This is a genomic window from Nocardioides sp., assembly GCF_035429765.1.
Taxonomy (GTDB): domain Bacteria; phylum Actinomycetota; class Actinomycetes; order Propionibacteriales; family Nocardioidaceae; genus Nocardioides.
The window spans coordinates 1-16959 of sequence record NZ_DAOMFK010000049.1 but is presented as its reverse complement, the minus strand read 5'-3'; the positions used below and the strand labels follow the sequence as shown (position 1 = coordinate 16959).

Sequence of the window (16959 nt, the reverse complement as noted above, 5' to 3'; positions counted from 1 at the left end):
CCCGGACTCAGCCGAAGGGCAGCGGCTCGGGAGCCAGGGAGACCGCCTTCGCCCGGGCCGCGGTGAGGCCCCGCCGGTGGTGCTGGCGGCACAGCACCTCGTAGGCCACCTCGGCCGGGGGTGAGTCCTCGGCCTCGACGTCGCCCACGACGATCACCTCCCCCTCGGTGACCATCACGCCGTCCTCGGTCCGGGCGTTGTGCGTCGCCCGCTTGCCGCACCAGCACAGCGCCTCGACCTGGAGCACCTCGGTCCGGTCGGCGAGCTCGACCAGGCGGGCCGAGCCGGGGAACATGCGGGAGCGGAAGTCGGTGAGGATCCCGAAGCAGAACACGTCGATCTGCAGCTCGTCGACGATCTTGGCCAGCGCCTCGACCTGGGCCGGCGTGTAGAACTGCGCCTCGTCGCACACGAGGTAGTCGATGCGGCCGCCGTGCGTGAGCGTGTCGACGGTGAAGCGCCAGAAGTCGAGGTCGGGGGTCACCTCGAGTGCCGGGTGGGTCAGCCCCAGCCGGGACGAGATGCACGCCTCACCCGCCCGGTCGTGGGAGGTGAAGATCCGCCCGACCCGCCCACGCGCCGCGTGGTTGTGGTTGGTCTGCAGAGCCAGGGTCGACTTGCCGGCGTCCATGGTCCCGGTCCAGAAGGTCAGCTCGGCCACGGGGCCCGATTGTGTCATGCCGCCGCGGCCCTCCCCGCCCGGGCGGCCGCCTCCGGCACGTGCGCGGGCTAGCAGACCAGGATCGGGATGAGCATCTCGTCGGCGGTCAGCGACCCGTGCAGCCCCACGAGGCGGGTCTCGTAGGCGAAGTCCACGCTGGAGAAGATGCCGTGGGCACCGCGGCAGGCGACCACGACGTCGCCGATCCGGGGCACCACCGCCGCACGGATGGCACCGAACCAGCCGCGGGCGACCGCCTCCTCGCGGGTCAGCACCTCCGCCCGCTCACCCAGGAGGCCCTGCCAGGTGGCGACCACGTCCGGGACCGCGCCCCCGGCGCAGTACAGGTGCCGGAAGCGTGCCTCCCCGCCGAGCAGCACCAGCCCGTCGCGCAGCTCCGGGTGCTCGTCGACGTCGGTGCGGTCCGTGGCGGGGCTGTCGACCATGCCGTGGTCGGCCACCACCAGCAGGCGGGTCTCGGTCGGCAGCGACTCGCGCAGCTGCTCGACCTCGGCGTCGATGCTGGTCAGCTGCTGGCGCCAGGACGCCGACGCGACGCCGTACCGGTGCCCGGTCCAGTCGAGGTCACCGTCGTACACGTAGGTCAGCGAGGGGTGCCCGGCGGCCGCGACCACCACCGCGGCGATCCGCTCGCCGACCCGGTCGGCACCGACGTACTCGGCCCCACGGTGTGCCGCCACGGTCAGCCCCGAGCCGGCGAACTCCCGCTTGTTCACCACGCTCACCGCCACCCCGTCCGCGGCCAGCCGGGCGAACGCTGTCGGCTCCGGCTGCCACTCGACCGGGTCGACCCGCTTGTCCCAGAACAGCGCGTTGAGCAGCTCGTCGGTCCCCGGGATGCGCGAGGTGAACCCCACCAGGCCGTGCCCGCCGGGGGTGAGGGCAGTGCCGAGGGAGGTGAGGCTGGTCGCCGTCGTCGACGGCACGCCGGCGGTCCCGGCCTCCTGGGTGGCCTGCAGCGTCGCCAGGAACGGCGCGGCGTGCGGCTCACGGCGCAGCAGCTCGGCCCCCAGACCGTCGATGAGGAACACGACGTACGACGCGGCCGGGGGCAGCGTGAGCCGGTCAGGCGGCTCCCCCACGACCGCCGGGGAGCGGCCGAGCGCCGCCGCCACGGCGGGCACCACGTCGCCCAGCGACCGTTGGTGGTAGGCCGGCTCGACGAACGCGGCGCCCGGCTGCGGTGCGGTCACGCGCCGCGAGTGCGCGCCGACAGCGCCTCGGCGAAGGCCAGCAGCCCGCCCACGGCGTCCCGGCCGTCGGCGGCGGTGGACACCCGCAGGGAGAAGTCGTCCCCCGCGAGCACGCCCGTGTACCCGTGGTCGGCGTCGCACTCGGGGTCGCTGCAGCCGGCCGGCTCGAGGTCGATCCGGCTCACCCCTCCCCAGCCAATGGTCAGCACCGCCTCGGCCGGGCGCGAGGGGCCCTGGGTGGGATTGGTGATCATCCGGGTGGTGACCACCGACCGGACCGCGGACAGGGCCACCGCCTCGGTCGAGGTCGAGGTGTAGGGCTCGGGGAGCAGGTCGTCGCCGGCGTGCTCGTCGGTGTGCGCGAGGACCAGGCGGGTCGGGGTGAGCACGATCACGGTGAGGTGGCGACGCACCTCGTCCCGCTCGAAGGTGGGTTCGTGGTGGACGTAGAAGGCCACCACCTGCTCGCCGCCCACGGCCGAGACGACCCCGTCCGCCACCACGTCGGGGTAGTAGCCGGTGAGGTCGATGGCGTCCCTCAGCTCCAAGGAGCGGTCACGGTCGTCGGTGGTGCTGCGGCGCATGCTCGCAGTCTGTCACGCCGGGGTCGGCGCGACCTCCGGGCCTGTGGACAGCCCGTCCTGCTCGTCGGTGAGGTGGCGGCGCAGGCCGAGGAAGAGCACCGCCGCCACGGCAGTGCCCCCGACCACGAACGAGGCCCACAGGTGCGGCAGGCCGTGCCCGATGAGCATCCCGGCAAGGGCGGGCCCGACGATCGAGCCGACGGTCCAGGTCATCCCCTGCAGCGCGTTGTATCGCCCCCGCATGTCCTCGCGGGCCAGGTCGTTGACGATGGCCGGGGCGACCGGCGCCCACAGCGTCTCCGCCACCCCGAACAGGCCCAGTCCGGCGACGACGGCGAGGACCGCGAGCGTGCCGGAGACGGCGTCGGAGGAGACCATGACCACCCAGGACACCGACCACACCGCGGCGCACAGCGCGAGCATCGACGAGCGGCGCCGCCCCCGGATGAAGCGCAGGGTGACGAGCTGACCCAGCACGATCGCACCGGTGTTGGCGGCGTAGGCCCAGCCGAGGGCCCGGGCGGGGATCTCGGCGACGTCGACGGCGTACGCCGCCAGGCCGGCCTCCATCTGCGCGTAGCCGAACGTGATGGCCAGCACCGAGATCCCGACCACCCGCAGCAGCGTCCGGTCGCGCAGCACCACCCGCCACGAGGGCTGCTCCGCGGCGGCGACGCCGCCGGTCTCCTCGGCGGCGGGCACCGCGCCGGTGCCGCGGGGCAGGGTGAGGAGCACCGCGATGTAGACCAGGTAGGTCGCGCCGTTGAGCAGGTAGAGACGCTGGAAGGAGGTGACCGAATCGGTGTCGATGATCAGCGAGCTGACCACCCCGCCGATGCCCAGCCCGGCGTTGAGCAGCATGAAGTTCAGCCCGTAGACGTTCTCCCGCTGGTCGGGCCGCACCAGCCGGGTGAGCATGGCCGTGGACGCCGGCCAGATGGCCACGGTGCCGGCGACCATCACCGAGGCGGTCAGGAAGCCCTCCACCACGGTGTCGACCTGGCCGAGGTAGGCGACCGCCACCCCCTCGACCGCCAGCCCGGCGACCATCACCGGCCGCGGGCCGAACCGGTCGATGAGGGTGCCGCCCAGCGGGGCCGCCAGGAAGCCGAGCAGCCCCATCCAGGCGAACACCCAGCCGACCGTGGCCGTCTCGAAGTCGCGCACCTGGGCCAGGTAGACGTAGAGGAAGGGCATGGTCAGTCCGCTGCCCACCGCCGAGAAGGCGAAGCCCACCAGGATGCGGACGGCGAGCGGGTTCAGCTCGCGGATCCGCAGCCGACCCGACTGCTCCGTCGTCGAGGAGGTCGTGGCGGTCACGGTATCCAATGCTCGGACACCAACCGCCCCGGACGCCAATCGTTTCAGGCGTGAGACGGCTCACCGGATCTCACCCGGGCAGCGTGTCTCCCGCCGGCGTGCTCATCCGACGGGCGAACCACTCCGAGCGCGGGTCCAGGACCGGCTCGACCCGGATGGCCGTGGTCAGCACGCTCGCACCCTCGACCCCGGCCAGCACGAGGGACAGGTCGAGGGAGCGCACCTGGGGAAGGTCGTACTGGAGCTGGGCCACCCGCAGGATCAGCTGTTCGACGGCGGCCACGTCGACCACCTCGCTGCCGCGGTAGCCGAAGAGGAGCGGCGAGGACTTGATCTCCCGGACCATGTCGGCGGCATCCTGCTCGGTCAGCGGCGGGATGCGGTAGGCGCGGTCCGCGAGGAGCTCGGTCAGCGCACCGGAGATGCTGAAGGACAGCACCGGGCCGAACAGCGGGTCCTCCATCGAGGTGATCGCCACCGGGACCCCGGGAGCGGCGTTGCGCTGGACCACGAAGCCCGCGTGCTGCGCGTCAGCGATCATCCCGGTCAGCGTCTGCCAGGCGTCGGTCATCTCGGCGGCCGTGTCGATGTTGCGCCACACGTGGGCCAGGTCGGGACGGTTCCGGAGCCGGTCGTGGGTCGCCTTGAGCACGACGTCCCACCCCAGCTCCGCACCGGCGGCGAGCGCCTCGTCGAGGCTGGCCACGGGCCGGGACTCCCAGCACTCGATGTCGTACGCCGAGAGCAGGGCCGCCCGCTCCGAGGCGTCGAGGTCGTGCCCCTCCGGATGACGCATCAGGATCTCGTTCACCAGGCGCTTGCCCGCTGGGGTGTGCGCGTTCTCGAGCGGGACGTGCTCGTGCCCGGTGGGTGCGTGGCGCAGCCACAGGGAGTACTCGACCACCTGCGCGAGCGCACGCACCGCGGCCTCGACGCCGTGGTAGGAGGGCACCGAGCCCCGCCCGGCGGTGTGCCCGGCCACGTCGGGGACCCGGAGCAGCTCGGGGAGCCCCTGGACGCCCAGGAACGTGGAGACCAGCGGCTTGTCCGACTGCTCCCCCACCGCGGCGAGCACGTTGGCCACGTCCTCGCCCGACACGTTGAGCGGGGGGATGTAGACCGCCACCACCGCGTCCACGTCGTCGCTGTCGATCGCGGCGTCCAGGGCGTCCTCGAAGTCGGGGGCGGTGGCGTCGGCGCCCAGGGACTGGGAGCGGTTCACCACCAGGCCGACGGCGTGGGCGGTGTCGGCCGCGAGGAGACCGAGCGCGTCGGAGTTGCCGACCACCGCCACCCGCCGCCCACGGGGCAGCGGCTGGTGGGCCAGCAGCTGCGCCACGTCGAACATCTCCTCGAGGGTGTCCACCTGGATCACCCCCGCCTGGCGGAACATGGCGTCGACGGCCTGCTGCGGCGCCCCGATGCGGCGCACGGCGTGTCCCATGGGAACGCCCTGGGTGCTCCGCCCGGAGCGCACCGCGATCACCGGCTTCTTGCGCGAGACGCTCCTGGCCACCCGCGAGAACTTGCGCGGGTTGCCGATGGACTCCAGGTACAGCAGGACGACCTCGGTCGCGTCGTCCTCCAGCCAGTACTGCAGCAGGTCGTTGCCCGACACGTCGGCCCGGTTGCCCGCGCTGACGAACGTCGACAGGCCCAGACCGCGGTTGTTGACCTGCTCGAGGATGGCCCCGCCCAGGGCCCCGGACTGGCAGAAGAACCCGGCCCGGCCCCGCGGCGGGTTGAGGGCGGCCAGCGAGGCGTTGAGCGAGACCGCGGGGTCGGTGTTGATCACGCCCAGGCAGTTGGGTCCGATCAGCCGCAGGCCGTAGGAGCGGGCCAGCCCGACCAGCCGCCGCTGCCGCTGCCGGCCGGCCTCCCCGGTCTCGGCGAAGCCCGAGGACACCACGATCAGGCCGTGCACGCCCTTCGCGGCGCAGTCGAGGACGACGTCTTGGACCGACTCGGCCGGGACGGCGACGACCGCGACGTCGACCGGGTCGGGGATGTCGGCCACCGTCGGGTACGCCGGCAGCCCCGAGACCGCGACGGCGTGGGGGTTCACCACGTACACCCGGCCGGTGAAGTCACCGGTGACCAGGTTGCGGACCAGGGTGTGGCCGATCGTGTCGACCCGGCGGCTGGCACCGATGACGGCCACCGAGCCGGGGTTGAGGAACTTCTCGATGGAGGCCGCCTCCGCACGGTGCTCACGGCTCTCCATGATCCCGATCGCGGTGTCGGTCGGGTCGATGGGGAACTCCAGCATCATCACGCCGTCCTCGTAGCCGCTGGCGAGCTTGTAGCCGGCGTCGCGGAAGGTGTGGATCATCGCCTGGTTGTCGGGCAGCACCTCGGCCACGAAGCGCTCGATACCCCGCTCCCGGCCCGCCTGGGCCAGGTGCTCCAGGAGCAGCTGGCCGATGCCGCGTCCCTGGTGGGCGTCCTCGACCAGGAAGGCCACCTCAGCCTCGGCGTTCTTGACCCTGTCGTAGCGGCCGACCGCGATCATCTGACCGCCGACGAGCACGACGAGCGCGACGCGGTCCACGTGGTCGACGTGGGTGAACCGGCGGATGTCGCGCTCGGGCAGCTCGGGCATCGGGGTGAAGAACCGGTAGTACTTCGACTCCGGGGAGACCCGCGCGTAGAACTCGACCATCAGCTGCGCGTCCTCGGGGCGGATCGGCCGGATGTGCGCGGTCTTCCCGTCGCGCAGCAGCACGTCCGCCTCCCAGTGCCGGGGTGGCGGGGCGACGGGGGTCTCGGCCACCGCCGCCGTCGGCTCGGGACCTGGGCTCTGCGGGGAGGACTCGTCGGTCGTGCTCACACCAGGAATCTATCGCCCGCAGCACCGTCGCGGCGTGCCCGTCGGGAACCGGGGGGAGGGACCGGAGAGAATCGACCCCATGGCCCGTCGTACCCCCTCCCCACCGCTGCCCGACGATGTCGAGGAGCGCATCCTCGACATCGACGTCAGCGACGAGATGCGGTCCTCGTTCCTCGAGTACGCCTACTCGGTCATCTACAGCCGGGCGCTCCCCGACGCGCGCGACGGGCTCAAGCCGGTGCAGCGGCGGATCCTCTACACGATGAACGACATGGGCCTGCGCCCCGATCGCGGCCACGTCAAGTCCGCCCGGGTCGTCGGCGAGGTGATGGGCCGGCTGCACCCGCACGGGGACGGCGCGATCTACGACGCGCTGGTGCGGATGGCACAGCCGTGGGCGATGCGCCTCCCGACGGTGGACGGGCACGGGAACTTCGGCTCCCCGGACGACCCGCCGGCCGCGATGCGCTACACCGAGTGCCGGATGGCGCCGCCGGCGGTGGCGATGACCGCCTCCATCGACGAGGACACCGTCGACTTCCGGCCCAACTACGACAGCCGCGAGCTGGAGCCGAGCGTGCTGCCCGCGGCCATCCCCCACCTGGTCGTCAACGGCGCCACGGGCATCGCCGTCGGGATGGCCACCAACATCGCCCCGCACAACCTGGTCGAGGTGGTGCAGGCGCTGCGGCACCTGGTCACCCACCCGGACGCCGGGCTGGACGACCTGATGCGGTTCGTGCCGGGGCCGGACCTGCCCACCGGCGGCAAGATCGTCGGCCTCGACGGCGTCCGGGACGCCTACGAGACCGGTCGCGGGAGCTTCCGGATGCGGGCGACCGCACGCATCGAGTCGATCGGGCGACGCAAGGGGATCGTGGTCACCGAGCTCCCGTACGGCGTCGGCACCGAGAAGGTCGTCGAGCGGATCAAGACACTGGTGCAGACCAAGAAGCTCCAGGGGATCGCCGACCTCAAGGACCTCACCGACCGCGACAAGGGCCTGCACCTGGTCATCGAGGTGAAGAACGGCTTCCACCCCGAGGCGCTGCTCGAGCAGCTCTACCGGCACACACCGATGGAGGACAGCTTCGGCATCAACACCGTCGCCCTCGTCGACGGCCAGCCGCGCACCCTCGGGCTCAAGCAGCTGCTGGAGGTGTTCCTCGAGCACCGCTTCGAGGTGGTCCGGCGCCGCTCGGTGCACCGGCGCGGGAAGGCTGCGGACCGGTTGCACCTGGTCGACGGGCTGCTCGTCGCGATCCTGGACATCGACGAGGTGATCCAGCTGATCCGGTCCTCCGACAACGCTGCGGCGGCCCGTGAGCGGCTGGTCGCCGTCTTCGACCTCACCGAGATCCAGGCCGACTACATCCTGGACATGCCGCTGCGCCGGCTCACCAGGTTCTCCCGCCTGGAGCTGGAGAAGGAGAAGGCCGAGCTGCAGAGGGTGATCGAGGAGCTCGACGCGATCCTGGCCGACCGGACGCTGCTGAAGAAGGTCGTCTCCGACGAGCTGGCCGAGGTGGCCCGCACCTTCGGCACGCCGCGGCGCACCGTGCTGCTGGAGTCCGCCGGCACCCCAGCCGCCGCCAGCGTGCCGCTCGAGGTGGCCGACGACCCCTGCTTCGTCTACCTGTCCTCCACCGGCCTGCTCGCGCGCACCTCCTCCGACGAGACACCAGGCACGGGCGGGAGCCGGTCCCAGCACGACGTCGTCGTGTCGGCGGTGCGCGCCACCGCCCGGGGGGAGGTCGGCCTGCTGACCAGCGCTGGACGCCTCGTGCGGCTGGGCGTCCTGGAGCTCCCCCAGCTGCCGCCCACCGCCAACGACCCCCACCTGGTCGGCGGGGCTCCCGTGGGTGACCTGGTCGCGCTGGACCCGCAGGAGCGGCCGCTGGCGCTGACGACGCTGCGCACCGACGGGCCCGGGCTGGCCCTGGGCACCCGCGACGGGGTGGTCAAGCGGGTCCACCCCGAGGTGCTGACCAACAAGGACGACTGGGAGGTCCTCACCCTCCGCGACGGCGACGAGGTGGTCGGGGCCGTCGAGCTGGCTACCGGCGAGGAGACGCTGTGCTTCATCACCTCCGACGCCCAGCTGCTCCACTTCTCCGCCGGTCTGGTCCGCCCCCAGGGCCGTGCGGGCGGCGGGATGGCCGGTATCCGGCTGGCCACCGGCCAGAGCGTGCGCTGGTTCGGGGCGCTGCACCCCGAGGAGGCGGTGGTCGTGACGGTGTCGGGGGCGAGCGCTGCGCTGCCGGGCACCGAGCCGGGCTCGGTCAAGGTCACCCCGTTCACCGAGTACCCCAGCAAGGGCCGCGCGACGGGAGGGGTGCGCTGCCACCGGTTCCTCAAGGGGGAGGACTGCTTGGTGTTCGCCTGGGCAGGTGCCGCCCCCGCCCGGGCCGCTGCGGCGAGCGGAGCGCCGGTGGACCTGCCGCCACCGACCGGACGCCGGGACGGCTCCGGGGTCCCCGGCACCCAGCCGGTCGCCGGCTGTGCCGGCCCGGTCGCGTCGAGCTCGGCGCTCACCGCCCGTGTGGGAGGCTGAACGGCATGCCCGTTCCCCCCCGTGCCCTCGCCGTCCTCGTGCTGGTCGGCGTGACGCTCCTCACCGGCCTCACCGGCTGCAGCGACAGCCAGGCCAGCCCTGAGGGCAAGTCCCCGGAGCAGGTGCTGGCCGAGGCCAAGACCACCCTCGACGAGACCAGCGGCCTCCGGCTGCGGCTCGCCACCGACGACCTGCCCGAGGGTGTGCAGGGACTCACCGCCGCGACCGGGGCCGCCACCCACGCACCGGCCTTCGACGGGACCATCTCGGTCATCTTCGCCGGACAGTCCGTGGACGTCCCCGTGGTCGCGGTGGACCGGAGGGTCTACGCCCAGATCCCGCTCACCATCGGGTGGTCCGACGTGGACCCGAGCGAGTACGGCGCGCCGGACCCGGCGGCGCTGATGGACCCGGAGACCGGGCTGTCCTCGCTGCTGCCGGCGACCGAGGGCCTCACCGAGGGCGACAGCGTCCGCGGCGGAGCCGACAACGACGAGATCCTCACCGAGTACACCGGCACGGTGCCCGGTGCGGCCATGAAGCAGGTGATCCCGAGCGCCACCGGCGACTCCTTCGACGTCACCTACACCGTGACCGACGGCGGCGAGCTGCGCCAGGCGGTGCTGACCGGGGTGTTCTACGCCGGCAGCCCCTCGATGACCTACACGGTCGACTTCGAGGACTACGGCAGCACCCCGGAGATCACCGCTCCGTGACCGGGCCGGGCGACGGTCCGGGCGAGGCCACCTCGCACCGGGCCCGGCTGCTGCTGGGACTGGCCGCGGTTGCGGTGGCCTTCGCCGCGGCCGACACCTACGTGGTGGTGCTGGCCCTGCCCGACATGATGGCCGGGGTCGGGGTGCCGATCGACGCCCTGCAGCGGGCGGCACCCATCGTGTCCGGGTTCCTGCTCGGGTACGTCGCGATGCTGCCGCTGATCGGGCGGATCGCCGACCTGCGGGGGCGCGTCCCGGTGCTGCTGCTCGCCCTGGTGGTCTTCGCGGTCGGCTCCTTCGTCACCGCTCTCGCCTACGACCTGCCGAGCATGGTGCTGGGCAGGTTCCTCCAGGGCGTCGGGGGCGGCGGCCTGGTGCCTGCGACGCTGGCGCTCGTCGCGGACCTCTACCCGGTGTCGCGCCGCGCGGTCCCGCTGGGGGTGGTGTCGGGGGTTCAGGAGTTCGGCAGCGTGATCGGTCCGCTGTTCGGCGCTCTGGTCCTCGCCCTCGCCGACTGGCGGGCGATCTTCGCGGTGAACCTCGCGGTCGCCCTGGTCCTGGCCGCAGCGATCCGTCGGCTCGCGACGCCGGGGCTGGCCGGGGCGCGGGCGCGGCGTACCGGCCCTCCCGACCTCCTCGGTCTGGCCCTGCTCGTGCTCGTGCTGCTGGCCACCACCGTGGTGATGGTCCAGCCCACCGGGCTGCGCCGCGACCTGACCTGGGGCCGGCTCTTCGTCCCGGTGTGGGGCGAGGGCCGCTGGCCCACGCCGGTGGGGCTGGTCGCCCTCGGTGCGCTGGTCGCGTTCCTGGTCCGCTGCGCGACCGCCCGGCGACCGCTGCTGGACCTGCGGGGCTGGGCGCGGGCCGCCCGGGAGGCCGACCTGGTCGGCGCGCTGCTGATGGCGCTCGCCCTCGGCGGGGTGATCCTGGCCTTCGCCACGGCCGACCCCGAGGTGCAGGTGTTCTCCGACCAGGGCTGGTGGTACCTCGGCGGCGCGGCGCTGGCGTCCCTGGCGCTGGTGGCCCACCTGCGGCGCAGCAGCTCCCCCCTGCTGCCGCGCGGGGCGATGGCCGCCACCCCGGCGTGGGGGTCGCTGCTGGTCAGCTTCTTCGTGGGCGCAGCGCTGATCGCCGCCCTCATCGACATCCCGATCTTCGCCCGGTCCACGATCTACCCCGACTCCCAGCTGTCAGCGGCGCTGGTGCTGCTCCGGTTCCTCCTCGCCCTCCCGGTCGGGGCGGTCCTGGGCGGGGTGCTCACCCAGCGGCTGCCGGCCGGGGTGGTCACCGGGGTCGGGATGCTCCTCGCCGCCGTGTCGTTCCTGCTGATGGCACGCTGGGACGTCGCTGCGCTGGAGTCGCCCTGGGCGACGCTGCCGCTGGTGCTCGGCGGGTTGGGCTTCGGGCTGGCCCTGGCCCCGGTCAACGCCGCTGTGCTGGCCTGCACGGCCGACGACGCGCACGGCTTGGCGACCGCCCTGGTGGTGGTCGCCCGGATGGTGGGGATGCTGGTGGGCATCTCCGCGCTCACCACGGTCGGCCTGCGCCGCTACTACGCCGAGCAGGCCGACATCCCGCCCGTGCGGGAGGTGTGCGAGGGCCGCAGCCGGTGCGACGCCTTCAGCGACCTGCTCCGCCAGGCCGGGATCGCCCAGGAGCACAGCGTGTTCCTGGGCGCGGCGCTGTGCGCCGTGGTCGCCGGCGGGCTGGCGCTGCTGCTGTTCCGGGGGGCACCCACCCGCGGTCTCTCCGCGGCCGAGCTGCTGCGCAGCGCCGGGTAGCCCGCGGCAGCTGGCCGGTCGGCCGCACCCCGTAGGTCCCGCGGCCGGGGCCGGTCGGCTAGCGTTTCGTGGCGTGGGTGACTTCGACGACCTGATCACAGCCAACCAGGATTTCGCCCGGACCTTCACGCTGGGCGGCTTCGACGGCGTCGCGCACGCCGGCGTGGCCATCGTCACGTGCATGGACTCGAGGATCGACCCGTTGCGGATGGTCGGCCTCCAGCACGGCGACGCCAAGATCTTCCGCAACCCCGGCGGCCGGGTGACGGAGGCGGCCATGGAAGCCCTCGTCCTCGGTGTGCACCTGCTGGGGGTGCGCCGGATCCTGATCGTTCCCCACACCAGGTGCGCGATGGCCCTCCACACCGAGCGCGAGCTCCAGGACCGGGTGGGCGCGTCCGCCGGGCAGGACGCGTCCTGGCACTCCTTCCACGTGATCGAGGACCAGCTGCGCAGCCTCGCCGACGACGTGCGCCGAGTCCGTGCCCACCCGCTCATCCCCGACAGCATCCACGTGGGCGGGTTCATGTACGACGTGGACACCGGCCTGGTCACCCAGCAGCTCTGAGCCCCGGGTGCCCCGCCCTCGCCTCAGGCGTCCAGCGCCTCCACGTCCACGTCGTAGGCCCCCTGGACGATGAACTCCTTGCGGGGCGCCACCTCCGAGCCCATCAGCAGCTCGAACACCTGGGCCGCCTCGTCGCCGTCGTCCACGGTGAGCTTGCGCAGGGTGCGGTGGCGCGGGTCCATGGTCGTCTCCGCCAGCTGCTGGGCGTCCATCTCCCCGAGGCCCTTGTAGCGCTGGACCGGGTCCTTCCACCGGATGTTGCGCCGCTTGAGCTCGGCCAGCCGGCGCTGCAGCTCGTCGTCGGAGTAGGTGTAGAGGTACTTGTCCATCCCCTTCTTGGGGTTCGCGATCTCGATGCGGTGCAGCGGCGGGACGGCGGAGAACACCCGCCCCTGGGTGAGGAGGTCGGGCATGTAGCGGAAGAACAGCGTCGCGAGCAGGCAGCGGATGTGGGCGCCGTCGGAGTCGGCGTCGGCCATGAAGATGATGCGGCCGTACCGCACCGCCTCCGCGTCGAAGGTACGCCCGGAGCCCGCGCCGACGACCTGGATGATCGAGGCGCACTCGGCGTTCTTCAGCATGTCCGCGACCGAGGCCTTCTGGACGTTGAGGATCTTCCCGCGGATCGGCAGCAGGGCCTGGAACTCCGAGTTCCGGGCGAGCTTGGCGGTCCCCAGCGCCGAGTCGCCCTCGACGATGAACAGCTCGGTACGCTCGTTGTCGTTGGAGCGGCAGTCGGCCAGCTTCGCGGGCAGCGCGGAGGACTCCAGGGCGTTCTTGCGGCGCTGGGTCTCCTTGTGCTGACGGGCGGCGATCCTGGTCTTCGAGGCGCCCAGCACCTTCTCCATCACCAGGCGGGCCTGCGCCTTCTCGCCCCGTCGGCTGGAGGTCAGCAGACGCTTCAGCTCGGCCGAGACCACCTTGCGGACCAGGGTCCGCACGGCGGGGGTGCCGAGGATCTCCTTCGTCTGCCCCTCGAACTGCGGCTCAGCGAGCCGCACCGTGACCACGGCCGTCATCCCCTCGAGCACGTCGTCCTTGACCACGTCCGCGTCGTTGACCTTCAGCACCTTCGTGGCGCGCATCACGTCGTTGAACGTGCGCGTGACCGCCTGCTCGAAGCCGCTCACGTGGGTCCCGCCCTTGGGGGTCGCGATCACGTTGACGAAGGAGCGGATCTCGCTGTCGTAGCCGGACCCCCAGCGCACCGCGACGTCGACGGCAAGCTCCCGCTCGACGTCCTGCGGGGTCATGTGGCCCTTCTCGTCGAGCAGCGGCACCGTCTCGGTGAAGGTCTCGGTGCCCCGGAGCCGGAGGATGTCGGTGACCGGCTCGTCGTGGGACAGGAACTCGACGAACTCGGCGATGCCGCCGTCGTGGCGGAACTTCTCCTCGGTCGGCTGGTCGGTGCGCCGGTCGCGCACCACCAGCTCCAGCCCCGGGACGATGAACGAGGTCTGCCGGGCGCGGCCGAGCAGCCCCTCCAGGTCGTAGTGGGCGTCCTTGGTGAAGATCTGCCGGTCGGGCCAGAACCGCAGGCGCGTGCCGGTCCGGCCCTTGGCGACCCGGCGGCCCTTGCGGGTGAGCCCGGAGCGGGCGGTGAACGCGGCGTCCGGCCCTTCGCCGTCGAAGACGCCGGCGACCCCCCGGTGGAAGCTGATCCCGGCGCTCGTCGGGGACCGGTCCACGTCGATGTCCATCCGCGCCGAGAGCGCGTTCACCACGGACAGGCCGACGCCGTGCAGTCCCCCTGTCGCGACGTACGACCCCCCGCCGAACTTCCCACCGGCGTGGAGCTTGGTGGCCACCACCTCGACGCCGGGCAGGCCGGTCTTCGGCTCCCTGTCGGTGGGGATGCCGCGCCCGTCGTCGTACACCTCCACCGAGCCGTCCTCGTGGAGGGTCACCTCCACCCGGTGCGCGGCGCCCGCCAGCGCCTCGTCGACGGCGTTGTCGATGATCTCCCAGACGCAGTGCATCAGACCGCGGGTGTCGGTCGAACCGATGTACATCCCCGGCCGCTTGCGCACCGCCTCCAGGCCCTCCAGCACCAGGAGGTGGGCCGCGTTGTAGGTGTTGTCGACGATGGGAGTGCTCCTGCTGTCCGGACCGTTGCTTCCTCCAGAGAATCTACCCGCGACACGCCGTGGCCCGGTGCAGGCACGCCTGCCCCGGAGCGGCCCGGCCCCCGGCTACGGTGGGTCCACGCTGGGGCGCACTCGAGGGGCGGCCCCAGTGGTGGGATTCCGGTTCGGTGAGCACCACGTCCGTGGTTGTATGGAGTGTCCGGCAGCACGCCCGTTCGGGGAATCTTTGCCCCGGACGCTACGTTAGCCAGACACCGACGCAGGAGAGAGAGGCCGAAGTGACCACTGCCGTTGCCCCCGGCGCAGCGCTGAGCGCTGCCGACCGCTGCGACCGTTGCGGAGCCCAGGCGTACCTCCGCGTCGAGCTGCACAGCGGCGGCGAGCTCCACTTCTGCGCCCACCACGCCCGCGAGCACGGCGACAAGCTGCGCGAGATCGCCACCGTCGTCGTCGACGAGACCCAGAAGCTCGGCGACCGCCCGGCCCCGGACGCCGACCTCTGACCGCCGGTTCGCCCCTGCCAGACCTGCCGCGACGGCCCCGGACCCTGGTCCGGGGCCGTCGTCGTCCCCCGTCCCGTACGCCGTCGGCTGCGGGAGGGTGGTCAGCGTGACGCTGGTTGAGGTCGCGGTAGGGCTGGCGATCCTGGTCGGACTCGTCGGGATCGTCGTACCGGTCCTTCCGGGCACCATCCTGATCGCCGGCGCCCTGCTGGTCTGGGCCACCGAGTCCGGCGACCCCACCGCCTGGCTGGTCACCGGCCTCGCCCTCGCCGTGCTGGCCGTCGGCGCGGTGGTGAAGTACGCGCTGCCGGGCAAGCAGCTCAAGGCCGCCGTACCGACCGAGACCCTGCTCGTCGGCTCGCTGGCCGCGCTCGCGGGCTTCTTCGTGATCCCCGTCGTCGGGGCCCTCGTGGGGTTCCCGATCGGGGTGTACGTCGCCGAGCGGGTCCGGGTCGGGCGGACCGCGGCCTGGCCCTCGACCAAGGCCGCGCTGCGCGCGATGGGGGTCAGCCTGCTGATCGAGTTCGTCGCCGGGCTGCTGGCCACCGCTGCCTGGCTGGTGGGTGTGACGGTGGTCTGAGGCGCGCCTGACCACCGCTTCGTCTGCGGCCGGGGAGGATCACCCCCGGGAGCGCAGCGGCGACGCTGGGACGGCTGGTCGAGGAGGCCCGCGCCCGGTTCGCCCCGCAGGAGCCGAGCGACATCTACGCCGACGCCCTGGACCACCACCACGTCACGGTGGACACCCGCCAGGTCTCCTTCCACGGGACCCTCCGGGTCGAGGCTGAGCTGGACCTGGCCGACGCGCTGGACCTCGACCACGCGGTCGCCGCGGGTGCCGGGGTCACCTGCCCGTGCGGCCTGGCCCCGCTGTGCAGACGACATCACCGGGTCAAGACGCACACCGCCTGGACCTACCACGCTCTCGAACCCGGCAGCTGCCTGTGGACCAGCCCTCACGGCTACCAGTACCTGCGCGACCACGAGGGCACGCTCGACGTCTCGGCCGACCGCCGCAGCCGTCCCCAACCCTGCCTCGCCGGCGGAGGGCCCGGACCGTAGGGCCGGGCTGCGCCAAGCCCGACAAGCCTCGCACCCACAGAGGCGCCGCCCCGCTTCCGTAATGGGGGGGCCGGAACCGGGGCGACTAACGACCTGGGGGGAGGTCGCTGCCCTCCATGCTGACCCTTTACCATCCCCGTCACAAGGGGCTTCCCTTGACCGGCCTTCAGGGTCTAGCATCCGGCTATCCAGCCGTCGCTTGGGGGCGAGGTGTGATTCATGGGGCGGCCGAAAGGCACCTCGACGGCGACGACATGGCACCCCCGGCCCGATCCGAGCCGGGGGTGCTGTTCGACCTGAGCGACGTCATGCCGAGCGCACGTCCCTACGGTCCGGTGGGCCGTCCAGCAGCCATCTGACGCGGCCGGGGGTGCGGCCCGATGAACTGCCACCCGGCGAACGTCGTGGACCAGACGGGGAACAGCAGAGTCCCGACCACCCAGGCGAAGCCCGTGTGCAGCAGTAGGTATTCAGGGGCGCAGAGGACGAACAGCGTTCCCATGGCGATCCCCAGCCACGCCAGCAGGGCCACGTAGGCCTTTCGGGCGATAGCGCTCGCGTGGATCAAGATCCGCCAGGTCCCCGCGAGCGCGGTGGCCACAGCCTGGAACCACGGAACGCCGCGCGCTGTGGCAACCACCCACAGGCCAGCCAGCGAGACGACCGCCCCCAGGGATGCACAAGCCAGAGCCGTGCGACTGACCCAGGTCGCGGGCCGGAGATCCCGGTAGACAGCGACCGCGACCACGGCCAACCCGACAAACTCGATGACGGCGCACAGGCCATCCAGACGCTGGAGAACCTCGCCTAGACTCGGGCGCTGATCGCTCATCGCCCACGCGATGGGAATGACCACGAAGTCGAGAGACCACGCAACCCCAGCGACAAGTGCGGCCACGCCGGCCACCCGATGGACCCTGAGCTCGTGATCGTTCACGGTCGACGGGTACTGCGGCGGTCCGTAAGGAAGACGCAGGCCCTGCTGCGGACGGTCAGGAGGGTAAGGGCGATTCTGGGTGTGCGCTTCTTCGATGCTCGCCACTTCACTGCCCTCCACGAGGACCGAGGGGGCGCCCGCG

The 16959-nt window shown here is 72.4% G+C and carries 14 protein-coding genes; 7 read left to right on the top strand and 7 right to left on the bottom strand.

Annotated features, from left to right (window positions below):
* Positions 1-7: 7 nt before the first annotated feature.
* The 5 genes from PLP61_RS07000 to PLP61_RS06980 form a co-directional block, all read right to left on the bottom strand.
* Positions 8-661, bottom strand: a complete 654-nt coding sequence (locus PLP61_RS07000; protein ID WP_324501706.1) for a thymidine kinase — start codon at positions 659-661, stop codon at positions 8-10.
* 68 nt (positions 662-729) lie between these two features.
* Complete coding sequence (locus PLP61_RS06995; RefSeq protein WP_324501704.1) at positions 730-1875, bottom strand: alkaline phosphatase family protein; 1146 nt, start codon at positions 1873-1875, stop codon at positions 730-732.
* Positions 1872-2459: a DUF5998 family protein gene (locus tag PLP61_RS06990; RefSeq protein ID WP_324501702.1), complete on the bottom strand. Its 588-nt coding sequence runs from the start codon at positions 2457-2459 to the stop codon at positions 1872-1874. The genes PLP61_RS06995 and PLP61_RS06990 overlap by 4 nt, the downstream gene beginning before the upstream one ends.
* A 12-nt stretch (positions 2460-2471) precedes the next feature.
* Entirely contained in the window at positions 2472-3779 is a 1308-nt protein-coding gene (locus tag PLP61_RS06985) for an MFS transporter (protein WP_324501700.1), read from the bottom strand.
* A gap of 70 nt (positions 3780-3849) precedes the next feature.
* A complete protein-coding gene (locus PLP61_RS06980) occupies positions 3850-6552 on the bottom strand; it encodes a bifunctional acetate--CoA ligase family protein/GNAT family N-acetyltransferase (RefSeq protein ID WP_502888985.1) in 2703 nt (900 codons plus the stop codon).
* A gap of 136 nt (positions 6553-6688) precedes the next feature.
* Between PLP61_RS06980 and PLP61_RS06975 the strand changes: the two genes are divergently transcribed.
* From PLP61_RS06975 to PLP61_RS06960, 4 genes are all read left to right on the top strand, one after another.
* Complete coding sequence (locus tag PLP61_RS06975; protein WP_324501697.1) at positions 6689-9163, top strand: DNA gyrase/topoisomerase IV subunit A; 2475 nt, start codon at positions 6689-6691, stop codon at positions 9161-9163.
* 5 nt (positions 9164-9168) lie between these two features.
* The gene (locus tag PLP61_RS06970; RefSeq protein ID WP_324501695.1) at positions 9169-9879 is read left to right on the top strand and encodes an LppX_LprAFG lipoprotein; all 711 of its coding nucleotides are present in this window, start codon (positions 9169-9171) and stop codon (positions 9877-9879) included.
* A complete protein-coding gene (locus PLP61_RS06965; RefSeq protein ID WP_324501693.1) occupies positions 9876-11660 on the top strand; it encodes an MFS transporter in 1785 nt (594 codons plus the stop codon). The genes PLP61_RS06970 and PLP61_RS06965 overlap by 4 nt, the downstream gene beginning before the upstream one ends.
* A gap of 73 nt (positions 11661-11733) precedes the next feature.
* On the top strand, positions 11734-12228 hold the full coding sequence (locus PLP61_RS06960) for a beta-class carbonic anhydrase (RefSeq protein ID WP_324501691.1): 495 nt from the start codon (positions 11734-11736) through the stop codon (positions 12226-12228).
* Positions 12229-12251: 23 nt separating this feature from the next.
* On the opposite strand, the gene PLP61_RS06955 is transcribed toward PLP61_RS06960, so the two are convergent.
* Positions 12252-14315, bottom strand: coding sequence for a DNA gyrase/topoisomerase IV subunit B (locus tag PLP61_RS06955; protein ID WP_324501708.1), 2064 nt, complete (start codon positions 14313-14315; stop codon positions 12252-12254).
* A 278-nt stretch (positions 14316-14593) separates the two neighbouring features.
* On the opposite strand from PLP61_RS06955, the gene PLP61_RS06950 reads away from it, so the two are divergent.
* From PLP61_RS06950 to PLP61_RS06940, 3 genes are all read left to right on the top strand, one after another.
* On the top strand, positions 14594-14818 hold the full coding sequence (locus tag PLP61_RS06950; protein ID WP_324501689.1) for a DUF7455 domain-containing protein: 225 nt from the start codon (positions 14594-14596) through the stop codon (positions 14816-14818).
* Between the two features lie 106 nt (positions 14819-14924).
* A complete protein-coding gene (locus PLP61_RS06945) occupies positions 14925-15398 on the top strand; it encodes a DUF456 domain-containing protein (protein WP_324501687.1) in 474 nt (157 codons plus the stop codon).
* 158 nt (positions 15399-15556) lie between these two features.
* Positions 15557-15880: a hypothetical protein gene (locus tag PLP61_RS06940; RefSeq protein ID WP_324501685.1), complete on the top strand. Its 324-nt coding sequence runs from the start codon at positions 15557-15559 to the stop codon at positions 15878-15880.
* A 325-nt stretch (positions 15881-16205) separates the two neighbouring features.
* Here PLP61_RS06940 and PLP61_RS06935 read toward each other — a convergent pair.
* On the bottom strand, positions 16206-16959 hold a 754-nt coding region (locus tag PLP61_RS06935), incomplete at its 5' end, for a hypothetical protein (protein WP_324501683.1).